The sequence below is a fragment of the Nonomuraea sp. SBT364 genome, from assembly GCF_001083785.1.
Classification (GTDB): Bacteria; Actinomycetota; Actinomycetes; order Streptosporangiales; family Streptosporangiaceae; genus Nonomuraea.
The window spans coordinates 1-20,646 of record NZ_LAVL01000029.1; the positions used below are offsets into that span (position 1 = coordinate 1).

Consider the following 20,646-nt stretch of genomic DNA (forward strand, 5'->3'; position numbering starts at 1 on the left):
CCCCCTCAGCGGCAGGCGCCCCCACCGGCCGCTCCGCGGACCGCCCACCTTCCCAACGGCCGCCCACAGGGTGAGCCACCACCGCAGGATGGACCACCACCGCGGGGTGGGCCGCCCCCGCAGGGTGAATTGCTCCCGCGGGACCGGCCGCCTCCGCAGGATGGGGTGCCTCCGCAGGTTGGGGTGCCTCCCAAGCAGGCTCGGCCTTCGAGGGGGGCACCTCCTCCGAGGTGGGTCCCAGCTTCGGACTGGGCGCCGTCGGCCGAGAGAGGGCCGACGCCGCAAGGCGGGCGCCCTCCGATGGCGGGTGCAGCGCCGGGAGGTGCGTCGTCCATGGGGATAGGGTCGCCGCCGTCAGGCGTGCCTCCTGCGTTGGGGATTCCGCCTGCGGACGGTGTGCCGGCCTTGGGAGGAGCGCTGCCTCCAGGAGGCGCGTCCGGTTCGGCGGGGGCACTGGCGTCGCGCGGTGTGCTCCGCCATTGGTGCGGCCCTGCCCTGCGGTGCGGCCTTGCCCTGCGGTGCGGCCCGTCCTTGGGGTGGGCACGGAGCCAGGCGGCACGCTGGTGGGACTGGCGGATGCGCCCCGCGGCACCGTGGGTGCGGGACCGGGCGCGCCAGGCCCCGGTGCCCATACCGGCCTTGGCCACCTTGCGCGGGATGGCGGCCAGCCGGACGGCGTTGGCGGAGACGAGGTCGGCGTGCCGGGCGAGCTCGGCCTTCCACTCCTCGTGCGCGAGCGCCTGGGCGGCCCGTTCGGCGGCCTTGGCGGCGAGGTAGCCGCCGTAGCCGTTGCCGTAGCGGCGGACGGCGCCCTGGTCGACCTCCAGAATGGTGGAGGTGACCCGGTCCAGGAACACGCGGTCGTGGGTGATGGCCACGACGGTGCCCCGGTGGCCGCGCAGGTGCTGTTCGAGCCAGGCCACGGCCTGGTCGTCGAGGTCGTTGGTCGGCTCGTCGAGCAGCAGCAGTTCGGGGGCGGAGGCGAGCGTTGCGGCCAGGGCGAGCCGGGAGCGCTCGCCGCCCGACAGCGTGGCGACGGGCCGGGCCCGGGAGAGGCCGGGCAGGCCGAGCCCGTGCAGTGCGGCGTCGACCCGCGCGTCGGCCTCGTAGCCGCCGCGTGCCTCGAACTGTTCGACGAGCGCGGCGTACGCGTCCATGGTGTCGTCGGTCAGCGTCTGCTCGGCGGCCCGCATGCGGGCTTCGAGGTCGCGCAGGTCGGCGAGCGCGTGGTCGACGGCGTCGCCGACGGTGGCGCCCGGCGGCAGCTCCAGCGCCTGCGGGAGGTAGCCGACGCCGCCCGGCGCGGCCACGGTGAGTTCGCCGTTGTCCGGCCGTTCCACCCCGGCCATGAGCTTGAGCAGGGTGGACTTGCCGGAGCCGTTGTCGCCGATGACGCCGGCCTTCTCGCCGGGTTTGACGGTGAACGACACGCGGTCGAGCACGACGTGTTCGTCGTAACGCTTGGTGACCTGGGATAGGGAAAGTTGGGTACGCATAGGAAGCACCACCTCCTGTTCTTCGCGCGAACATGAACAGAGCGGGACGCTCGGCGGAGCCGTTTGGCTCTACGCGGAAGCGCCCGGCGCGAACATCACAGGAAGCAGTAACCCATAGGGCGTTGATCTAAGAACACAAATGGGGATAAGTCAAGCCCCTTTCCCCTCGGTCAGCTTCGCGGTGGCGGCGACCTGGATGGCGGTGGCGCGTTCGAGGAAGCCCAGGATCACCTCCAGCTCCTCGTCGGAGTAGTCGGCGTAGAGCTCGGTCAGCCCTGTCACCAGCGGCTCGAACAGCTCCCAGAACCCGCTGATCCGCTCGTGGTTGACCTCGACGATGACCCGTCGGCGGTCCTTGGGATGCCGTACGCGCCGGACCAGCCACTTGGCCTCCAGCCGGTCGATCAGCCCGCTGACGGACGCGGGCGCCAGCCCGGTGTGCTGCGAGATCTCCCCCGCCGTCAACGGCCCGAGGCGCTGGAGCAGGTCGAGCGTCTTCTCCTCGCTCATCCCCAGGCCCATCCGCTCGCCCATGGCCGTGTGGTACATCACGGCGGCGTTGCTGTTGGCCCGCCCGGCGTCGCCGAGGGCTTCGAGCAATTTCTTTCGGCGCTCCGAAATACCTCTGGACACCGGCGCCCCTTCGTCATATATTTCGTTCGACCGAACGAAAGGTTATCACGATGAAGGCTCTGGTCATAGGCTGCGGCATCGGCGGCCCCGCCCTCGCGATGGCGCTGCACGAGGTGGGTATCGAAGCGGAGATCTACGAGGCGTACGGCGACACGGCGCACGGCATCGGCTCGTTCCTCAACCTGGCCTCCAACGGCCTCGACGCCCTGCGCACGCTGGGCCTGCACCGCGAGGTGATGGCGGCCGGCATCCCCACGCCGGACATGGTCATGTGGAGCGGCACCGGCAAGCGCCTGGGCACGGTGGCCAACGGGCTGGCCCTGGACGACGGCACGGTCAGCCACACGGTCCTGCGCTCCGACCTCTACCGGATCATGCGCGACGGGGCCGACCGGCGCGGGGTGCGGATCTCGTACGGCAAGCGGATGGTGTCCTTCGAGGAGACCGGCGAGCAGGTGACGGCGGTGTTCGAGGACGGCACGCGGGCCGGCGGCGACCTGCTGATCGCCGCCGACGGAGTACGGTCGCGGACCCGGCACCTGCTCGACCCGGGGGCGCCCGAGCCCCGCTACGCCGGGCTCTACAGCGGCGGCGGGATCATCCACGACAAGGACTTCACCGGCGAGCCGGGCGTCTACCACATGGTGTTCGGCAAGCGCGCGTTCTTCGGCTACTCGGTGGCCGAGTCGGGCGAGACCTGGTGGTTCGCGAACCTGCCGCGCGCCTTCGGGGACGTGCCGGACGACTGGCGTCCGATCCTGGTCAAGGCGTTCAAGGACGACGCGAACTTCTCCGGCGAGCTGGTCAGGCGCGCCGAGATCGGGCCGATGCTGCCGATCCACGACCTGCCGCCCGTGCCGGTCTGGCACCGGGGCAGGGTCGTGCTGACCGGCGACGCCGCGCACGCCACCTCGCCCAGCTCCGGCCAGGGCGCTTCGCTGGCGATCGAGGACGCGATCGTGCTGGCCCGCTGCCTGCGTGACGCGGACGACCACGACGCAGCGTTCCGGCAGTTCGAGGCCGAACGGCGCGAGCGGGTCGAGCGCGTGGTGGCGTACGCGAAGACGATCAGCAACAGCAAGGCGGCCGGGCCGGTGGCGCGGGTGTTCCGCGACGCGCTGATGCCGTTCTTCCTGAAGAAGAGCGCCGGCCAGGAGTCACTCGCCTGGATGTACCGCCACCAGGTCAGCCTGTGAGACGGCCCGCTCGCTCGCGGGCAGCAGCGGCAGGCGCACGTCCGGGGTCGGGATGAGGCCCCGGGCGTGCAGGACGCCCTTGATGACCGTGGGGTTCGGCTCGGTGAACAGCGCGGCCGAGAGCCTGGCCAGCCGATGCCCGAGCGCCCTGGCCCCGGCCACGTCACCGGCGTGCCAGGCGGCGACCAGCTCGGCGAACCGGTCGGTCGCCAGATGCGCGGAGGCCAGGATGCCGCCCGACGCGCCCAGCGCCAGCAGCGGCGAGACGAACACGTCGTCGCCGCCCAGCACCGCGAACCCGTCGGGCAGGTCGCCGAGCAGGTCCACGGTGTCCTGGTCGATCCCGCCGACCGCGTACTTCACCCCGGCGACCATCGGGTGCGCGCCCAGGTGCCGCAGCGTGGCGGCGCTCACCGCCTGCCCGGTCCGGTAGGGAATGTGGTAGATCACCAGCGGCACCGGCGTCCCCTCGGCAAGCGCCTCGAAGTGCGCGATCACCCCACGCTCCGACGGCCGCAGGAAGTACGGCACTGTGACCAACGCCGCGGCGGTCCCCTCGGGCAGCTCGGTCAGCGCCCGCGCCACGGAGCGCGTGTCGTTGCCCGTGACACCGACAGTCAGCGGCGCCCCACGCTCGCCGCAGACCCGCGCGCACACCTCGATCACCCCGGCCCGCTCGTCGGCGTCGAGCGCGGCCACCTCGGCGGTCGTCCCCAGCGCCACCAGCCCCGCCGCGCCCTGGTCCAGCACGTGCCCGGCGAGCTTCTCGACAGCGTCGTACGCCACCCCGCCCGTCTCGTCGAACGGCGTGATCAGCGGTACATGAATTCCACTCAGCATGCTTCGAGCTTGGCCCCTGGACATTCGGTAGGTCCAGCGATGATTCGTGACGTCCACCGTAAGCTTGACTAATGCTCGACCCTCGCAAGCTACACCTTCTGCGCGAACTGTCCCGGCGCGGCACCATCGCCGCCGTCGCCGAGGCCGTCGCGTTCACCCCATCGGCCGTGTCCCAGCAGCTCAGCACCCTGGAACGGGAGGCGGGCGTGCCGTTGCTGGAGCGCACCGGCCGCACCGTCACGCTGACCCCCGCCGGACACCTGCTGGTCGAGCACGCCCAGGCCGTACTCGAACAGCTCGAACGCGCCTCCGCCGCGCTCGCCGCCGTCCGGGGCGGTCCCGCCGGTCCGCTCCGCGTCGGCGCCTTCCCCACCGCCGCCCGCGTCCTGCTCCCGCCCGCGCTCGCCGCCCTCACCGGCGCCCACCCCGCCGTCGTCCCGATGATCTCCGAGATCGACCCCGCCGACGTCTCCGCCGCCCTGCGCGCCGGCGAGGTGGACGTGGCACTGGTCCACGAATACGACTTCGTCCCGCCGGTCACCGACACGTCGCTGGAGACGGAGCCGCTGTTCAGCGAGCCGATGTACCTGACGAACCGGGCCGCGATCGCCGACGCGGCCGGCGACCCGTGGATCGTCGGCAAGCCCGGCACCCTCTGCCACACCATGACCATCCGGGCATGCCAAGCAGCCGGCTTCGAACCGCTCGTCCGCCACCACATCGACGACTTCGACACCGTCCTCGCCTTCGCCGCCGCCGGCGCGGGCGTGGCGCTCGTCCCGCGCCTCGCTGCCCTGTCGCCGCCGCCCGGCGTCACCCTCACCGCGCTCCCCCTCAGCCGCCGCACCCTGGCCGCCTTCAGACGCGGGTACGGCGACCACCCGGCGATCAGAGCCGCCCTGACCGCGTTCCACGCGGCGATCGCCGAGCTTTAGTCGATCCGGTCTTAGTAAGATTGGTTCTTACTAAGATGTCATCGACCTTCTGGAGGCGGCCATGGCGACGACGTTCAGCGGACGCGCCCCGGATCTCCGCATACTGGACGACCAACTGCGGAGCGTGGTCGAGGGCAGACATACGACCCGAGGGCGCGCGCTGATCATGAGCGGTCGTCGCAGGGTCGGAAAATCGCGCCTCGTGCAGGAGTTCTGCGACCGCTCGAAGCTCCCGTACGTCATCTTCCAGGCCACCCGCGGCCGGGCCCCGGCAGCGGAACGGCGTGACTTCGTCGAGGCCACCGTTTGTGCCGGTCTTCCCGGGGCCGCGCTCGTCCAGGGGTCCGAACCGGCGGACTGGAACGGCGCGCTCAGGGCACTGGCCACCGCGACCGCGGACTCGCCCTGCATCGTGGTCTTGGACGAGGTCCCCTGGCTGATCGAGCAGGATCAGGAATTCGAGGGTGCGCTCCAGACGGTCTGGGATCGCTTCCTGTCCGCCCAACCGATCCTGCTGATCCTTGTGGGCAGCGATCTCACCATGATGGAAGCCCTGCAGGAGTACGGGCGTCCATTCTTCGGGCGGTCGGCCAGTATGACGATCCGGCCGCTGTCCCTTGCCGACGTCGCCGAGATGACCCGGTTGCCAGCGGCCGACGCCGTGGACGCACTCCTCATCACCGGCGGGTTCCCGGAGATCGTCCAGTCCTGGGAGCCTGAATCGTCCCGCCTCGACTTCCTCCGCCGAAGCCTCGATTCGCCGCTGTCACCACTCCTCGCGGCCGGGGAGCTGTCTCTCCTCGGCGAGTTTCCCGCCGGTACGCATGCGCGCGTGGTGCTGGAGGTCATCGGCGCCGGCGAGCGCACGTTCGGCAAGATCGCCGAGAAGGCCGGCAACAACGCCGCGCTTCCCTCCGGCACTCTGGCTCCGATCCTCAAGACCCTCGTCGAGAAGCGGGTGGTGGCAGCGGAAGTCCCGCTCTCCACCAAACCCGAGGACAAGAACAAGCGTTACCGGGTGGCCGACCACTACCTGCGGTTCTGGCTGTCCTTCCTGCAGAAGGCCGTCGCCGACAGCGAGCGGGGGCGTCCCGACGTGGCGCTGCGCCGTATTGAGCGATCCTGGACGGCCTGGCGGGGGCGCGCAGTCGAGCCGATCATCCGCGAATCCATGGCCAGAGCCCTGCCAAATGACCGATGGCCTGACACCGAAGAAGTCGGCGGCTGGTGGAACCGTCAGAACAACCCGGAGATAGACCTGGTCGGTGCCGATCGGGCGCCGCCGGCGAAGCACATCCATTTCGTCGGTTCGATCAAGTGGCTCGAACAACGGCGATTCGACCGGCACGACTACGACGAGCTGACGCGGGGCGCCGAATCCGTGCCGGGGGTCACCGGCCGGACCGCCAGAGTGGCCGTTTCCAGGTCCGGCTTCGAGCCCGGCCTTCCGGTCGAGCAGTGGGGTCCGGACGATCTGCTGGCCGCCTGGCGGGCCGTGCCCGGCCAGGCCGCGTTCTGACGCCGGCCTGCGGTCCTAGGCCGGGTCGAGCGCCTTCATGACGGCTGTGGTGCTGGGCTGGGTGAAGTCGTCGTAGTCGCCCGCCGTCACGGCCACCACCAGCCCCTGCGACGGATCCAGGAACAGCCGCTGCCCGCCGTTGCCGTGCGCGCCGATCTTGCGCGGCTCGCCGGTGTCGACGTACCAGTGATAGCCGTACGCGAAGTTCTCGCCGATCTCCACCCGGGGCCGCAGCACCTCGTCGAGCCAGTCGGCCGGCACGACGCCGCGGCCGCCGTCCAGCACCAGCTCGCCGATGGCCGCCAGGTCCAGCGGTCGTAGCCGCAGCCCCGCGGGAGCCAGCGGCACCCCGTCGTCCCCGGTCGTCCACTCGAACGCGCCGATCCCGAGCGGCTCGAACAGCACGTCCCGGGCGTACTCGGCCAGCGACTGTCCGGTGCCCCGCGCGATGATCCCGCCGACCAGGGTCGTGGCGCCCCCGCAGTACGACCACCGCTTCCCGGCCTCCTCGACGAGGGGACGTTCCAGGACGTAGCGGTAGCGGTCGGGCGCCGCCTCCATGGCGAGCTCGCTGTTGGCGGTGCTCGTGTACGGGACGCTCTCGTCCCAGTCGAGGCCGAGGGTCATGGTCAGGGCGTGCTCGATGGTGAGGTGCGCCCGGGACGCATCGGCCACCAGGTCCGGATATTCGGGGAACTGCGCCACCAGCCCGGCACTCGGCTCCGGGACCAGCCCGTCCTTGAGCGCGATCCCGTACAGCAGGGCGACGACGCTCTTGCTCACCGACCGGACGTCGTGCAGCGTCGTGGCGTCGAACGTGACGTGCCCCAGAGCGTCGCCGAGCCGGTAGTCCTCCCCCGCCCCGTAGTGCTCCACCAGCACCTCGCCGTGCCGCAGGACGACCAGCCCGTGCAGGTTCGGCGCCTCACCGGCGCGCAGAACGGCCTCGACGCGATCCGCCATTGTCATGATGACCTCCCAGGAGTCGGCACATCCTGGTATACGACCTCACACGATGTCAGAGTCAATTTCGCCGCGTCAGGAGGGGCCGGAGTTTCCGGGAAGCACGCCGAGCGCCGGGGCTGAGAGCAGGCTCAGGGTCTCTCAGCGGTCCCACAGGCCCGGACGAGCATGCTGGATCACATGGATCACCTGCTGACCACTCCCGCCATCGCCCAGGGCCTGCGCAAGGTCGAGACCCGGATCCACAAGCTGAGCGCCTCGTCGATGCTGCCCGGCATCACGCAGGGCGTCGATCACGTGGTGACGGCCGGAGGCAAGCGGCTGCGTCCGGCTCTCGCACTGGCCACCGCCCTGGCGCTCGGCAGGGCCCCGGACCGCAGGGTGATCACGGCAGCGGCATGCGTGGAGCTGATCCACACCGGCTCGCTCGTGCACGACGATCTCATGGACCAGGCCACCCAGCGGCGCGGAATCCGTACCCTCAACGCCGACGTCGGTGACGACAAGGCGCTGGTGATCGGTGACTTCATGCTGGCCAAGGCGGGGCTGGCGGCGATCACGTCGGTGTCGAAGCCGGTGGCCGAGGTGCTGGCGGCGACCGTGGTGGAGCTGGCCGAGGGGCAGTACCTGGAGACGGCGGACCTGTTCAACAGGGAGCGGACGCAGGAGAGCGCGCTGAGGTCCATCACGGGGAAGACGGCGGCGTTGTTCCGGGCGGCGTGCCTGGTCGGCGCGCTGTGCGCGAACGCCTCGCCGGAGGACCGGGCGCGGATGGCGGAGTACGGGGAGAAGTTCGGGCTGATCTTCCAGATCCTCGACGACCTGCTGGACCTGACCGCCTCGGAGGAGAGCCTGGGCAAGCCGGTGGGCAACGACCTGCGCCAGGGCGTCTACAGCTTCCCGGTGCTCTTGTCGGGTGTGGACGTGACGTTGACCAGGGGCATGACGGCCGAGCAGGTGGCGGAGGCGCTGGACCGGCTGCGGGCGAGCACCATGGTGCGCGACACGGTCGAGTACTGCCGGGGGCTGGCCGCCGACGCGGTGGCGGCGCTGCCGGTGATCCATGACGCGGAGCTGGCCGATCTGCTGTACGGGCTGCCGTCGGCGTACATCGCGCGCTTCGCCGCCACTCCCTGACGATTTGTTGGTACCAATGGTAAGAATCCCCGTCATTTCCCAAAAAGTGTGCTCATACTGGGGCTAAGGGAGAATGCGGGAGCACGCTCATGCGGAAGATACCCCCGGCGGACGGGCTCGGTCCGGCCCAGTTCCTCCAGTTGGCCGCAGTGGACTTCACCGGCATCTACGCGGTCCACCTCGCCGCCAAGGAAGAGCGCCTGAAGATGACCAGGCTCGCACTGAGCCTGCTGTCCGGGCCGTTCCTGGCGGCGATCGCGCTCACCAGCGCCAAGGTCGTCGACCCGCAGAGCCTGACCACCTGGCAGGGCGTGCCGTGGTACCTGTTCGCGCTGGTGGTGGCGTTCGGGGTGCTGGCCGTGCTGCCGTTCCTGCGCCTCATCGAGGCGGTCAACGCGCACGCCAGGACCGCCCGGGCGATCAACAACTTCCGCCTCCTGTACGCGCCCCGCCTCGGCCCGGAGCTCGGCTGGTCGCCGAACCTGCCGGTCGACCCGCGCTTCCCCGAGACGTACGCGCCGCTGGCCTGGCCGGGCGTGAACGTCATGGTGCTGTCGCTGGTGAACTCCGCCTACCTGACCGTCGGCGTGACCGGCCTGGCCAGGCAGCAGCCGAACGTGCTCCTGCTGCTGTGCGGCGTCCTGCTGGTGGCGCTGGTGCACTACTCCGTCTACTACGTGCGGTGCAACGTGTCCCGGCGGCGCCGGCTCCCCCGCAATCCGTACGATTTCCCGAATCTGGAGACCTGAATGCCCGGCCCTGCGGAATGGGCGTCATGTGGGGAGGCGTGGATCTGGTTGATGCGCCATGTGTGGACGGAGGGAGCGCTGGCCGACGACGACCGGGGGCCGGTGATGGAGGGCCCGTCGGTGCTGTTCGAGATCGCCGAGGTGCGCCGGGACGACCCGATCGTCGAGCGCTTCGGCGACGCCGAGCGGCTGGCGCTCTACCGCAGGAAGTTCAGCCAGGACACGGTGGTGGAGCCGTTCAAGTACAGCTACGGCGCCCGGATCAAAGGGCAGTTGCGCTGGGCGGCCGACCTGCTGCGCGTCAAGCCGTACAGCAAGAGCGCGTGGATCTCGCTGACCATGCCGGGCGAGCCGTACGACTGTGTGCCGTGCCTGATCGGGCTGGCGTTCCGGATCAGGGAGGGCGCGCTGGTGATGACCGCCACGTTCCGCTCGCAGAACGCCTTCACCAGCTACCTCAACTACCTGCCGCTCGCGGACGTCCAGGCGGGCATGGCGAGCGATCTCGGCCTGGTGCTCGGCCCGATGCGGGTGTTCGTGGACGTGCCGCACCTCTACCTGGCCGACAGCACGCAGGTGCTGCGCGTCATGCGTCCTTGCCTGTCGAGGCCGCTGTGAGCGGGGCCGCGATGTCCTCCAGGCCGCGCCGTTCGGCCTTGACGCCGAAGATCAGCTCCACCACCCCGGCGACGATCATCAGGATGGCGCCGATCGCGAAGGCCAGCGCCGTGTCGCCGGGGACACCGCTGGAGACCAGCTCGGCGAAGATCAGCGGCCCGGCGATGCCTCCGGCGGCGGTGCCGATGGCGAAGAAGAACGCGATGGCCATCGCCCTGGTCTCCATCGGGAAGATCTCGCTGACCGTCAGATAGGCGGAGCTCGCCCCCGCCGAGGCCACGAACAGCACCACCGACCAGCACGCCGTCAGCGTGACCGCGGTGAGCACGCCCTCGTTGAACAGCCACGCGGTGCCGAGCAGCAGCAACCCCGAGCCGACATAGGTGGCCGAGATCATCGGCACCCGGCCCACGGTGTCGAACAGCGGCCCGAGCAGCAGCGGCCCGAGGAAGTTGCCGACCGCGATCACCGCGAAGTAGTAGCCCGTGTGCGTGTCGATGTTGTAGAAGGTCGACAGGATCTGCGCGTACCCGAAGGTGATCGCGTTGTAGAGGAACGCCTGCCCGATGAACAGCGACAGCCCCAGCACGGTGCGCTTGGGATAGAGCGCCACCATGGTGTGCGCGATCCGGACGAACCCGATCGACTTGCGCTGGTGGATCGTCATCGACCCGGACGGCTCCGGCAGCTTCCCGTCGACCTGCCGCTCGACCTGCCGCTCGATGTCGTCGACGAGCGCCTCGGCCTCCCGGTCCCGCCCGTGGATGAACATCCAGCGCGGGCTCTCCGGCACGTGCCTGCGCACCAGCAGGATCGCCAGGCCCAGCACCACGCCGAGCCCGAACGCCACCCGCCAGCCGATGTTGACGGGCAGGTCGTTCAGCAGCGGCACGGTCAGCAGCGCGCCACCGGCCGCGCCCAGCCAGTAGCTGCCGTTGATCAGGATGTCGATCCGGCCCCGGTGCTTGCTGGGGATGAGCTCGTCGATCGCCGAGTTGATGGCCGCGTACTCGCCGCCGATGCCGAACCCGGTGAGGAACCTGAACAGGAAGAACCACCACGCGCTGAACGAGAACGCGGTCATCAGCGTCGCCACGAGATAGACGATCAGCGTGATGATGAACAGCTTCTTCCTGCCGAACTTGTCCGTCAGCCAGCCGAAGAACAGCGCTCCCGAGCACGCCCCGGCCACGTAGAGCGCGGCGGCGACACCGGCCACCTGCTGCTGGGTGATGTCCAGGCCGCTGCCCGGCTTGGCGAGCTGGGCGGACAGGTTGCCGACGATCGTGACCTCGAGCCCGTCGAGGATCCAGACGGTGCCGAGACCGATCACGATCATCCAGTGCCAGCGCGACCAGGGCAGCCGGTCCAGCCGGGCGGGCACCTTGGTGCTGATGGTGCCGATCTCCACGTCGCTCATAAGGTCACTGCGATACCCGCGTGACAACCGGCAAACCCGTCGGTTACGGCTTTCGCGCCTCGACGAACCAGGTCGCCGACCACGGTCCGCCGTACCAGAACCGCCAGCCGGGGTCGCGCCTGCGCACCTCGGCCGCGCCGAGCTCGCGCAACGTCGCCTCGTACGCCTGAGTGTGCCTGACGTCGGCGACGAGCAGCAGCCCGCCGGGCCGCAGCACCCGGTACGCCTCCCGGATCGCCCGCTCGCGCCCGTCGAGGTCGCGCAACGCCTGGTTCGACACCACGACGTCGTACGACCCGTCGGCGAACGGCAGGTCACCGGGGTCGCCGGTGACCACCTCGACCCGGTCGGAGACGCCCTCGGCCTCGGCGTTCGCCCGTACGACGGCCTCGCCGCGCCCGCCCCAGAGGACGCCCGTGGCCCGCCCGCGCTCCAGCCGCCCGGCCGCGATCATCAGCACCGCGCCGCGCCCGGACCCCAGGTCGAGCAGTTCCTCGTCCCCCTTGAGCCGCGCCATCTCCGCCTCCCAGACGGCGAACCTGCCACGCCGCGTCGTGTAGACATGGCTGGCCACGCTGGCGAGCGTGTAGCAGGCGCCGAACACGAAGGCGACGGCCGCCGCCGGGACATCGTTGACGTACGAGAGCACCGCCAGGGCGACCAGCAGGGCGGCGCCTGCCAGCAGCCCCGCAAGAGCCCAAGCCGCGTCGAACCCGTAGTTTCCACGCACAATCACGTTATAACTCAAAGAATCTCTTGACCGGATATTGGCACGCCCCTTCCCTGAAGGCAGGTCATACAACGGCAAAGCATCACTAACGTGGGAGGGATTGGCCAGAAACGGGGGTTTGACCAGGCATGACAGGCAAGGAACGCGGTTTCGGGCCCGGCACGAGCATCGCGCTCACGTTGGGCTCGGCCCTGCTCTGGGGCGTGGCACATCTAGCGACACACCGCCACAAGACCGGCCTCTTGCTCATGTCCATATATGTCCTGATGCTGGGCTTCATCCTCACGGTGCTCACCGCGTTCAGCGCCCGCCTGCTGTCGCTGGCCGTCCAGCCGCGCTGGATCACCGTGCTCGCCCTCGCGCTGGCCGCCCTCGCGGTCTCCTGGACCACCGTGATCATCTGGTCCTACATGCTGGTCCGTCCGGCAGCCCCGCACACCGTGGCCCGCGCGCTCAACGCCGGCCTGGCCATCGCCCTGTGCGCGCTCGTCCTTGCCCCCACCGCGTACGCCGCCCGCCTGGCCTACCTGTCGCGTGACGTCGTCCACACCCTGTTCGCGGGCAACTCCTCCCCCGTCGTCGCCCAGGACCCGTGGAACGGCGCCCAGCGCGTCAACTTCCTGCTCATCGGCGCCGACTCCGCGCCCAACCGGCCCGGCGTGCGCACCGACAGCATGACCGTGGCCAGCGTCGACACCGCGACCGGCGCCACCACCCTGTTCGGCCTGCCGCGCAACCTCCAGCAGGTCCCGATGCCGACCGGCCCGCCGCGCGACCTGTTCCCGTACGGCTTCACCGGCGCGGGCGCGGCCACGCCCGGCCTGCTCAACGAGGTCTTCCAGTACGCCGAGGACCACCCCGAGACTGTCCCCGGCCTGCCGGACGGCGACCGGGGCCCGGCGCTGCTGAAGGAGACGGTCAGCGGCATCCTCGGCATCCCGGTCAGCTACTACGCCATGATCGACATGAAGGGCTTCGCCGAGATCGTCGACGCCATGGGCGGCGTCCGCGTCACGGTAGACGAGCCCATCGTGTACGGGCGGCACCGCGAAGGGCTGCTGCCCGCCGGCACCCGCAAGCTGAGCGGCGAGGAAGCCCTCTGGTACGGCCGCTCCCGCACCGACAGCGACGACTACGTGCGCATGGGCCGCCAGAAGTGCCTGCTCAACGCCGTGGTCAAGCAGGCCGACCCGGTGACGGTGCTCAACAGCTTCGAAGGTCTCGCCACCGCCACCAAGCGGGCCATCTCCACCGACCTGCCCCAGGACGTGCTACCGGCGCTGGTCGAGCTGTCGCAGAAGGTCAAGGACACCCACATCAGGAGCCTCAGCTTCGTCCCGCCCCTCATCAGCACCGGCGACCCGGACTGGCATCTCATCAGGCGCAAGGTCTCGCAGGTCCTGTCCGAGCGCCCCACCGTCGCCACCGGCCACACCGCCCCCGACGGGACCACCGCCCAGGGCACCGCCCCCCACCGCACCACCCCCCCGACCCCCAGCCCCGAACGCCCACTCACCCTGGACAGCGCCTGCGCCTGACCCCGACGCGTCCGGTTCCCCAGCACGTCCGCGGGTTCCCTCGGCGCGCCCGCGGCCTCCCTGGCGCGTCCGCGGATCCCCCCGGCACGTCCGTGGGTCGGCCGTCACCCCAGCAGCCATCCCGGCAAACCCGCCTCCCCAAGCGGACCGCCGCCCCAGCCAACCCATCACCCCAGGCAGACCGCCCCAGCCAACCCATAACCTGGGCGACCGCCTAGCGAACTCGTCCCGCAGGCCGCTGCCTCCGTGGGGCTGTGGTGTCCGACTCTCAGGATTGGGGCAGGAGGCGGGAGGCGAGGTAGCGCTGGAACTGCCACAGAGGCCGTTCGAGGTGGGAGAAGCGGCCCGCGGGCGGGTCGGGGTCGGCCGACAGCCCGCGCTGGACCCCGTGGATGGCCACCAGGTCCTCGCCCTGGATCACCCGCAGCCCGGCGACCAGCGAATCGAGGTAGGCCGGGAAGCCCGGCTGCCCGGTGGCGCCCGGCGGGACGAGGACGTGGAAGACCGCGTCGTGCGTCACCGGCCCGGTCGGCCACCAGGTGGCCCACACCGCGAAGCCCGGCTGCAACGCCAGGACGGTGTTGGGGAAGATCCCGGCGATGGTCAGCCCGGAACCGGGGTCGCCCGGGTCGGGCGTGTACATGGTGAACCAGCGGCCGTCGCACTCGTCGACGCGGGTGGCGCGGGCGGGCGCCACGGGTTCGAGCGTGTCGGCGTGGGTGCCCATGTGGTGGTAGTTTTCGGACCCGTTCTCCAGGGCGACCTTCCAGTTGGCCGGCACCGCGTCCCAGCGGAGGGTCGCGGCGTGCGTCCAGGACGCCAGGTCGAACCCGCCGAGCACGTCGTCGAGGCCGGCCAGGTCGGGGGCGAGCGGTGGCGCGCCGGGGTCGAGGTTGAGCATGACGAAGCCGTGCCATTCCTCCAGCCGGTAGGCGGCCAGGCGGCAGGCGGCGCGGTCGAAGCCTGGGGCGCGCATGAGCGGCGCCCCGGCGAGCCGTCCGGCGAAGTCGCCGTTGAGCCGGTAGGTCCAGGTGTGATACGGGCAGGTCAAGCGCTTGAGCCGGCCCTGCGCCGGGGTCGTCTCGGGCGGCAGGATGTCCATGAACCGGTGGCGGCAGACCCGCGAGAGCGCGTGCAGTGCGCCGTCCTCGTCCCGGGTGAGGACCATGGGTCGCCCGGGCAGGTCGAGCCGCAGGTAGGCGCCGGGGTCGGCGAGCTGGTCGGCGCGGGCCACGCAGAGCCAGTCGCGGCGGAAGATCCGCTCCACTTCCAGGTCGTGGAACTCGGGCGAGGTGTAGGCCTCGGGCGGCAGCGTCTCGCTCTCGTCGAACGGCAGGCCGGCGATCCGTCGCACCTCGGCGGTGAGCTGGGTGGTCATAAGGTGTGCCCCCTCAGGTCTGGTAGTCGAGCACGATGCGGCCGTTGTCGGGGATCACCAGGCGGTGGCCGTGACGCCGGCGGAAGCGGCGTGCGTGGACGACGCCCGCGGTGACGGCGGCGGCGACGAAGACCAGCCCCGACAGCCGCACGAGCGGCACCAGGTCCGGCGGGACCATGCTGGTCACCACCGCCGACACCGCCGCGTCGAGCAGCAGCCCCGCTCCCCACAGGGCGGTGATCGTGCGGATGCCGCTCCGGTAGGCCGGGGACGTCCGCCAGGCGGCCTCCCGCTCCGGCGCGCCGAGCTGCAGCGTGAGCTCCAGCGCCAGCGGCCGGGACGAGACCGCGGTGACCAGCGCCCAGCCGCCCGCGACGGCGCCGGTGAGCGCGTCTCTGAACAGCAGTAGCCGCGGGTCACCGCTGAGCAGCGAGCCCACGCCGGTCAGGGCCAGCGTGGCGATCGTGAACCGGTCGAGCCCGTCGATCCGCCCGCCGGCGATCACCTTGTGGGCCAGCGCCGCCGCGGGCACCACGGCCCCGGCCAGGAGCGCGAGCCACGGGCTCGCCCCCAGGGCACGCAGCCCGTAGAAGGCCGCGACGGGCACGGCCACGAAGACCACGAGCATGATGGCCAGCAACACCTGCCAGGACGCCGTACGGGCCTCCGGCCTGGTCGTCACGGTCATCGCGGTCACCCCCGAGTCGATCCCCGATTGGTCACCCCAACGCTACGACGCGATCACCGGCCGTCACATCAGCCCACGGTCTGATCCCGGCTACATCCTTCGATTGACGCGCTAGACCGTTTCATCCAGGTTGTCCGCGTAGTAGGCGACGGCGCGCTCGTAACCGCCCACATGCCCGGCCTCGACGAGCAGCTTGAGCAGCTCCGAGACCGCCCCGCCCGCCTCCCCCGCGTTGTAGAGCGCCATCGTCCGGAACACCCGCAACCCCGGGGCGCCGGGGAACTCCTCCAACGCCCGGTCGAACAGCGCCCGCGACTCCGCGACCCGCCCCAGCACCCGCAACGTGCTGCCCAGCCCGGTGAGCGCGCCGAGCCGATCGGCGGCGCCCAGCCCGTCACCCGCCAGAGCCCGCTCGTAGTAGGGCACCGCCTCGGCCTCGAGCCCGAGCGAGTCGTGCACCCAGGCCGTCTGGTAGGCGATCTCCGCGTCCTGCGGATGCCGCTCCGCCAGGGCGACCAGCATCGACCTGGCCTCCTCCTTCTTACCTTCTTCACGCAACCGCACGGCTCTCGCCAAATCCTCATACCGCATGCACCGAGTGTGGCATGATGGTGACTCGTACCAGCGGAAACGGTTTTCATAATCATCGCCAGGAGGTTCCGGTGAGGGTGGCGTTCGTCGGCAAGGGCGGCAGCGGCAAGACGACGATCTCGGCGCTGTTCGCCAGATACGTCGCGGGCAGGGGCGCGCCGGTGGTGGCGGTCGACGCCGACATCAACCAGCACCTGTCGCTGGTGCTCGGGCTCGACAGGGCGCCGGAGCCGCTCGGCGCCCACCTCACCGAGATCAAGGACTTCCTGCGCGGCGACAACCCGCGCATCCCCTCGGCGTCCGCCATGGTCAAGACCACGCCGCCGGGCCGCGGCTCCCGGCTGGTGTCCGTCAAGGACCTGGCCGAGCACCGCTACGCGGCCGCCACGCCGGAGGGGTTCCGGCTGATGGCCACCGGCCCCTTCAACGACGACGACCTCGGCGTGGCCTGCTACCACTCCAAGGTCGGCGCGGTCGAGCTGCTGCTCAACCACCTGGTCGACGGCCACGGCGAATACGTCGTGGTCGACATGACGGCCGGCTCCGACTCCTTCGCCTCCGGCCTGTTCACCCGCTTCGACCTGACCTTCCTCGTCGCCGAGCCGACCCGGCAGGGCATCGGCGTCTATCGGCAGTACCGCGACTACGCGGCCGACTACGACGTGCCGCTGGCCGTGGTCGGCAACAAGGTGCACGGCCCCTCCGACGTCGACTTCCTGCGCGAGCACGTGGGTGACGACCTGCTCACCTGGCTGGAGCACTCCTCCGCGGTGCGCGCCATGGAGCAGGGCCGCGCCTTCAGCCTCGACGACCTGGAGCCGGCCAACGCCGACGCGCTCGCCGTGCTGCTCAAGCACGTCGACGAGCAGGAGAAGGACTGGGCCAGGTTCGGCCGCCAGGCGGCCGAGTTCCACCTGCGCAACGCGCGCGCCTGGGCCAACGCCAGGACCGGCCTCGACCTGGCCGACCAGATCGACCCCGACTTCGTCTACGGCCCCTGAGCCGAGCAAGAGGCGACCACCGGACCACACGACTGTCCCCCCACGGCCATCTGGAGCGTTTCCGGAGGCTCACCTAGCGTCAAGTTGATGTCTTTCGAAAGGAGACAGCATGTCGCTGACCGTTCCGAACGATCTTCTCGACCAGGCCAGAGCCGGGGATGTCGACGACGCGGCGTTCGTCGCCTGCGTCCGCGACTCCCTGCCCTACGCCTGGTCGGTGATCACCGAGCTGGTCGAGCAGCGTGAGAAGACCGGCGCCCAGTTCGCCGACAACCAGGTGCCACCGCCGGACGAGCAGGCCCGCGGGCAGCTCCTGCGCTGCCTGGCCAGCGACGCGATGCGGGGCGCCCTGGAGCGCCACTTCGGCATGAAGCTGGCCTTCCAGAACTGTCACCGGGTGGCCGTGTTCGACCCGGCGGCGCGCGAGGCGCTGAGCGAGTTCGTCACGCCGCGGGCGCAGATCCTCAACCAGGAGCCGGAGCTGGTGGACTGCTGATCCGTTCAGGGGCCGCCCGCCACACCCGGCGGGCGGTCCTTCAGCAGCGGCAGCACCTCGGCGCCCAGCCGCCGCACGTTCTCCGGCGCGTTCCCGGTCACCTCCACCATCAGGATGAAGTGGTCGATGCCGGTCGCCTCGGCGGTGCGCAGCAGTTTGGCGGCGCAGTGCTCCGGCGACCCGACCGGGTGGATCCCGGCCAGGAAGTCCACGTACGCGTCCACGTCCCTCTCCGGTCGCGGACGCCCGTCCACGGGCACGTAGCTCGCCAGTCCGGGCTTCAACCAGGCGGGCATCGACTCCTTGAGCTCCCGCACGGCCTGCGCCGTCGTGTCGGCCACGTGCGCGACGGCCGCCGCGACATGCCCACCGGACCCGCCGTGCCCGCCGTACGCGCGGACCGCGGCCGCCTTCTCCTCGTCGCCCACGTGCACCCCGAGCAGCATCGGCAGCCCGCGTTCCGCGGCCAGCGCGATCGTCGGCTCCGACGTGCACGCGACGACCGGCCGCATGCGCGCCGAAGGCACCATCCGTACGTCGCGGAAGGCGAAGAAGTCACCGTCCGCCGACACCGTCTCCCGTGAGAGGGCCGCCACCAGCAGGTCGAGCGATTCCGGGAAGCCCCGCTCGAACCGGTCCAGCCCGGTGCCGAAGACTTCCAGGTCGATCCACGGCCCGCCACGCCCGACGCCCAGCGTGAAGCGCCCGCCCGACAGGTGGTGCAGCATGGCGGCCTGTTCGGCCAGCGCGATCGGATGCTGGGTGGACAGCACGCCGACCGCGGTGCCGAGCCCGATCCGGGTGGTACGCCCGACCGCCACCGCCGCCAGCGTGATCGGCGACGGGCAGACGCCGTAGGACATGAAGTGGTGCTCCGCGATCCACGCGTCGTCGAACCCGGCCTGCTCGGCGGCCACGATCAGCTCGACCGTGTCGGCCAGGACCGCGCCGGGCTCCCGGCCCGGGAACTGGGCGGCGACCAGGAAGATGCCGATGCGCATCCCACCGATGATGGCCGAGGCCCGGCCCCGGTGTCAGCCGAAAAGGCTGACCTGCCCCTCGCAGGCGGCCGGGTCGCGGTGCCGCTTGAGATGCCGCCAGGCCGGCAGGTCGTCCAGGTACGACCAGGAAAGCCGGTGGTGCGCCGTCGGCCCCAGCTCCGCCAGCGTCTGCTGGTGCTGCGGCGACGGATACCCGGCGTTCTCCGCGAACCCGTACTCCTCGCAGCCGATCTCGGCCATGTACGCGTCGCGTTTCACCTTGGCCAGCACCGAGGCGGCGGCCACCGAGATGCTGGCCGAATCGCCCTTGACCTCCAGGCGCACCGGCCAGGGCGCCCCGATGTAGTCGTGCTTGCCGTCCAGGATGACGGCGTCGGGCCTGGTGGGCAGCTCTTCGAGGGCCCGGCGGGCGGCCCGGCGCAGCGCCTCGGTCATGCCGAGCTCGTCGATCTCGTCGTGGCTCGCCTCCCCGAAGCCGATGCCCGTGGCCCACGACTCCAGCTCGGCGGCGACCTTGACCCGTTTGGCGGCGGAGAGCTGCTTGGAGTCGGTCAGCCCGGCGGGCGGCGCGGACAGGTCGGTGACGACGGCGCACACGGTGACCGGCCCGGCCCAGGCGCCCCGGCCCACCTCGTCCACGCCCGCGACGGTGCGTACGCTCGGCTGGGCGAGCAGGAGGCTCTCGATGTCGTAGGTCGGCGCCATGGCGCAGAACGCTACCGTTCCGCGAACCGTACCGGATCCAGATCGGCGGCGATGTAGCGGGCGGCCACGTGGATGGCCCGCAGCGTCACCGACACCGACGGGCGGTTGACGCTGGAGACGCGGGCCACCGCGTGCACGTCGCGCCCCACGGGATTGCCGGGGAAGTGCCGCACCGACAGCCCGCGCACGCCCGCCGCCAGCGCCAGCGCGGGCACGGCGGCGATGCCGATGCCCTTGGCGACCAGCGACAGGATCGTGCCGAGCCCCTCGAACTCCCACGGCGTCGGCTTGGTGCCGCCCACGTCCACGAACAGCCGGTCCACCGCCAGCCGCGACGGCTCGCCGTCGGGGGTGGCCATCCACGGCTCGTCGCGCAGTTCCCTGAGGTCGAGCGGCACGTCGGGATCGGCCAGGCGGTGCTTGCGCGGCACGACGAGCACCAGCGGGTCGTGCAGCAGCGGGAAGACCCGCAGGTTCTCGCTGTCACGGGCCTGGCCGTACCAGTCGTCGATGAGCGCGATGTCGACCTCGCCGGACTGCACCTCCCGCATTCCCTTGCCGGACCTGCTCTGCCCCAGCCTGAGCGTGAGTTCGGTGTGACGGCGGAGGGAACGCGCGAGCGCCGGGGCGAATGCGACGGCCGCTGTGGGGAAGGCGGTAACCACGACACGTCCGGCGGGGCTGCCCGCGTGAGCCGAAAGGTCCGACTCAGCCTCCTCGACCATGGAAAGGATGCGTTCCGCGTGCGACACCAGCCTCCGGCCGGCGTCGGTCAGCTCGGCACTGCGCGCGGTCCGGTCGATGAGCGCGGTGCCGGTCTCTCGTTCGAGCGCGGCGAGCTGCTGCGAGACCGCCGAGGGGCTGTAGCCCAGCGACTCCGCGGTCGCGGCGATGCTGCCCCGCCGTGCGAACTCGCAGATCAACGTCAACCGCCGCAAATCGAGCATCGGACTTCCTTACGCCTACCCACAAAAAGCCTCGCTTGTCCTGATGCCTTCCTACAACCACCCTG

The 20,646-nt window shown here is 70.9% G+C and carries 20 protein-coding genes and 1 pseudogene; 9 read left to right on the top strand and 12 right to left on the bottom strand.

Annotated elements, in window-relative coordinates; translation table 11 throughout:
- Positions 1-521: 521 nt before the first annotated feature.
- Together ADY59_RS52570 and ADY59_RS16095 are read right to left on the bottom strand one after the other, a co-directional pair.
- A pseudogene (locus ADY59_RS52570) lies at positions 522-1,496 on the bottom strand (ATP-binding cassette domain-containing protein); the annotation flags it as partial.
- A gap of 150 nt (positions 1,497-1,646) precedes the next feature.
- Complete coding sequence (locus tag ADY59_RS16095) at positions 1,647-2,129, bottom strand: MarR family winged helix-turn-helix transcriptional regulator (RefSeq protein WP_049562936.1); 483 nt, start codon at positions 2,127-2,129, stop codon at positions 1,647-1,649.
- A gap of 50 nt (positions 2,130-2,179) precedes the next feature.
- Here ADY59_RS16095 and ADY59_RS16100 point away from each other — a divergent pair, with 50 nt between their 5' ends.
- Entirely contained in the window at positions 2,180-3,325 is a 1,146-nt protein-coding gene (locus tag ADY59_RS16100; protein WP_049562938.1) for an FAD-dependent monooxygenase, read from the top strand.
- On the opposite strand, the gene ADY59_RS16105 is transcribed toward ADY59_RS16100, so the two are convergent.
- A complete protein-coding gene (locus ADY59_RS16105) occupies positions 3,287-4,165 on the bottom strand; it encodes a 4-hydroxy-tetrahydrodipicolinate synthase family protein (protein WP_049562939.1) in 879 nt (292 codons plus the stop codon). The genes ADY59_RS16100 and ADY59_RS16105 overlap by 39 nt on opposite strands.
- Positions 4,166-4,236: 71 nt before the next feature.
- Here ADY59_RS16105 and ADY59_RS16110 point away from each other — a divergent pair, with 71 nt between their 5' ends.
- Positions 4,237-5,100: a LysR substrate-binding domain-containing protein gene (locus ADY59_RS16110; protein WP_049562941.1), complete on the top strand. Its 864-nt coding sequence runs from the start codon at positions 4,237-4,239 to the stop codon at positions 5,098-5,100.
- 61 nt (positions 5,101-5,161) lie between these two features.
- Positions 5,162-6,619 carry an ATP-binding protein gene (locus ADY59_RS16115; RefSeq protein ID WP_049562942.1) on the top strand — a complete coding sequence of 486 codons (1,458 nt, stop codon included), beginning with the start codon at positions 5,162-5,164 and terminating at the stop codon, positions 6,617-6,619.
- Positions 6,620-6,634: 15 nt separating this feature from the next.
- On the opposite strand, the gene ADY59_RS16120 is transcribed toward ADY59_RS16115, so the two are convergent.
- The gene (locus ADY59_RS16120) at positions 6,635-7,588 is read right to left on the bottom strand and encodes a serine hydrolase domain-containing protein (RefSeq protein ID WP_049562944.1); all 954 of its coding nucleotides are present in this window, start codon (positions 7,586-7,588) and stop codon (positions 6,635-6,637) included.
- Positions 7,589-7,762: 174 nt separating this feature from the next.
- Here ADY59_RS16120 and ADY59_RS16125 point away from each other — a divergent pair, with 174 nt between their 5' ends.
- The 3 genes from ADY59_RS16125 (at position 7,763) to ADY59_RS16135 (ending at position 10,086) form a co-directional block, all read left to right on the top strand.
- Complete coding sequence (locus ADY59_RS16125) at positions 7,763-8,719, top strand: polyprenyl synthetase family protein (RefSeq protein WP_231618742.1); 957 nt, start codon at positions 7,763-7,765, stop codon at positions 8,717-8,719.
- A gap of 89 nt (positions 8,720-8,808) precedes the next feature.
- A complete protein-coding gene (locus tag ADY59_RS16130) occupies positions 8,809-9,468 on the top strand; it encodes a hypothetical protein (RefSeq protein ID WP_049562947.1) in 660 nt (219 codons plus the stop codon).
- Between the two features lie 51 nt (positions 9,469-9,519).
- Positions 9,520-10,086 carry a hypothetical protein gene (locus tag ADY59_RS16135; RefSeq protein WP_063780676.1) on the top strand — a complete coding sequence of 189 codons (567 nt, stop codon included), beginning with the start codon at positions 9,520-9,522 and terminating at the stop codon, positions 10,084-10,086.
- Here the strand turns inward: ADY59_RS16135 and ADY59_RS16140 are convergent.
- A complete protein-coding gene (locus ADY59_RS16140; RefSeq protein ID WP_049562951.1) occupies positions 10,055-11,506 on the bottom strand; it encodes an MFS transporter in 1,452 nt (483 codons plus the stop codon). The genes ADY59_RS16135 and ADY59_RS16140 overlap by 32 nt on opposite strands.
- A 43-nt stretch (positions 11,507-11,549) precedes the next feature.
- On the bottom strand, positions 11,550-12,242 hold the full coding sequence (locus tag ADY59_RS16145; protein WP_156325536.1) for a class I SAM-dependent methyltransferase: 693 nt from the start codon (positions 12,240-12,242) through the stop codon (positions 11,550-11,552).
- A 242-nt stretch (positions 12,243-12,484) separates the two neighbouring features.
- Between ADY59_RS16145 and ADY59_RS16150 the strand changes: the two genes are divergently transcribed.
- Positions 12,485-13,774: an LCP family protein gene (locus ADY59_RS16150; protein ID WP_231618743.1), complete on the top strand. Its 1,290-nt coding sequence runs from the start codon at positions 12,485-12,487 to the stop codon at positions 13,772-13,774.
- A gap of 268 nt (positions 13,775-14,042) precedes the next feature.
- Here the strand turns inward: ADY59_RS16150 and ADY59_RS16155 are convergent, their stop codons facing one another.
- The 3 genes from ADY59_RS16155 to ADY59_RS16165 form a co-directional block, all read right to left on the bottom strand.
- Positions 14,043-15,152 (bottom strand): aromatic ring-hydroxylating oxygenase subunit alpha, encoded by a 1,110-nt coding sequence (locus ADY59_RS16155; RefSeq protein WP_049562953.1) that lies wholly within the window; start codon positions 15,150-15,152, stop codon positions 14,043-14,045.
- Between the two features lie 13 nt (positions 15,153-15,165).
- The gene (locus ADY59_RS16160; protein WP_063780680.1) at positions 15,166-15,840 is read right to left on the bottom strand and encodes a VC0807 family protein; all 675 of its coding nucleotides are present in this window, start codon (positions 15,838-15,840) and stop codon (positions 15,166-15,168) included.
- Positions 15,841-15,951: 111 nt separating this feature from the next.
- A complete protein-coding gene (locus ADY59_RS16165) occupies positions 15,952-16,431 on the bottom strand; it encodes a tetratricopeptide repeat protein (RefSeq protein ID WP_049562956.1) in 480 nt (159 codons plus the stop codon).
- A 71-nt stretch (positions 16,432-16,502) separates the two neighbouring features.
- Here ADY59_RS16165 and ADY59_RS16170 point away from each other — a divergent pair, with 71 nt between their 5' ends.
- Positions 16,503-17,432: an ATP-binding protein gene (locus ADY59_RS16170; protein WP_049562958.1), complete on the top strand. Its 930-nt coding sequence runs from the start codon at positions 16,503-16,505 to the stop codon at positions 17,430-17,432.
- A gap of 109 nt (positions 17,433-17,541) precedes the next feature.
- Positions 17,542-17,928 carry an SCO5389 family protein gene (locus ADY59_RS16175; protein ID WP_049562960.1) on the top strand — a complete coding sequence of 129 codons (387 nt, stop codon included), beginning with the start codon at positions 17,542-17,544 and terminating at the stop codon, positions 17,926-17,928.
- 5 nt (positions 17,929-17,933) lie between these two features.
- Here the strand turns inward: ADY59_RS16175 and ADY59_RS16180 are convergent, their stop codons facing one another.
- The 3 genes from ADY59_RS16180 to ADY59_RS16190 are packed head-to-tail and all read right to left on the bottom strand — an operon-like array spanning position 17,934 to position 20,581.
- Positions 17,934-18,929 carry an LLM class flavin-dependent oxidoreductase gene (locus tag ADY59_RS16180; protein ID WP_049562961.1) on the bottom strand — a complete coding sequence of 332 codons (996 nt, stop codon included), beginning with the start codon at positions 18,927-18,929 and terminating at the stop codon, positions 17,934-17,936.
- Positions 18,930-18,962: 33 nt separating this feature from the next.
- Entirely contained in the window at positions 18,963-19,634 is a 672-nt protein-coding gene (locus tag ADY59_RS16185; protein WP_049562962.1) for a ribonuclease HII, read from the bottom strand.
- Positions 19,635-19,645: 11 nt separating this feature from the next.
- On the bottom strand, positions 19,646-20,581 hold the full coding sequence (locus ADY59_RS16190; RefSeq protein ID WP_049562964.1) for a LysR family transcriptional regulator: 936 nt from the start codon (positions 20,579-20,581) through the stop codon (positions 19,646-19,648).
- Between the last annotated feature and the right edge of the window lie 65 nt (positions 20,582-20,646).

Coding starts and splice junctions, on each gene's coding strand:
- ADY59_RS16150 (WP_231618743.1), top strand. CDS start 12,485: ATGTCCATATATGTCCTGATGCTGGGCTTCATCCTCACGGTGCTCACC.
- ADY59_RS16100 (WP_049562938.1), top strand. CDS start 2,180: ATGAAGGCTCTGGTCATAGGCTGCGGCATCGGCGGCCCCGCCCTCGCG.
- ADY59_RS16115 (WP_049562942.1), top strand. CDS start 5,162: ATGGCGACGACGTTCAGCGGACGCGCCCCGGATCTCCGCATACTGGAC.
- ADY59_RS16180 (WP_049562961.1), bottom strand. CDS start 18,929: ATGCGCATCGGCATCTTCCTGGTCGCCGCCCAGTTCCCGGGCCGGGAG.
- ADY59_RS16160 (WP_063780680.1), bottom strand. CDS start 15,840: ATGACCGTGACGACCAGGCCGGAGGCCCGTACGGCGTCCTGGCAGGTG.
- ADY59_RS16125 (WP_231618742.1), top strand. CDS start 7,763: ATGGATCACCTGCTGACCACTCCCGCCATCGCCCAGGGCCTGCGCAAG.
- ADY59_RS16130 (WP_049562947.1), top strand. CDS start 8,809: ATGCGGAAGATACCCCCGGCGGACGGGCTCGGTCCGGCCCAGTTCCTC.
- ADY59_RS16135 (WP_063780676.1), top strand. CDS start 9,520: ATGCGCCATGTGTGGACGGAGGGAGCGCTGGCCGACGACGACCGGGGG.
- ADY59_RS16185 (WP_049562962.1), bottom strand. CDS start 19,634: ATGGCGCCGACCTACGACATCGAGAGCCTCCTGCTCGCCCAGCCGAGC.
- ADY59_RS16110 (WP_049562941.1), top strand. CDS start 4,237: ATGCTCGACCCTCGCAAGCTACACCTTCTGCGCGAACTGTCCCGGCGC.
- ADY59_RS16190 (WP_049562964.1), bottom strand. CDS start 20,581: ATGCTCGATTTGCGGCGGTTGACGTTGATCTGCGAGTTCGCACGGCGG.
- ADY59_RS16140 (WP_049562951.1), bottom strand. CDS start 11,506: ATGAGCGACGTGGAGATCGGCACCATCAGCACCAAGGTGCCCGCCCGG.
- ADY59_RS16155 (WP_049562953.1), bottom strand. CDS start 15,152: ATGACCACCCAGCTCACCGCCGAGGTGCGACGGATCGCCGGCCTGCCG.
- ADY59_RS16105 (WP_049562939.1), bottom strand. CDS start 4,165: ATGCTGAGTGGAATTCATGTACCGCTGATCACGCCGTTCGACGAGACG.
- ADY59_RS16175 (WP_049562960.1), top strand. CDS start 17,542: ATGTCGCTGACCGTTCCGAACGATCTTCTCGACCAGGCCAGAGCCGGG.
- ADY59_RS16165 (WP_049562956.1), bottom strand. CDS start 16,431: ATGCGGTATGAGGATTTGGCGAGAGCCGTGCGGTTGCGTGAAGAAGGT.
- ADY59_RS16120 (WP_049562944.1), bottom strand. CDS start 7,588: ATGACAATGGCGGATCGCGTCGAGGCCGTTCTGCGCGCCGGTGAGGCG.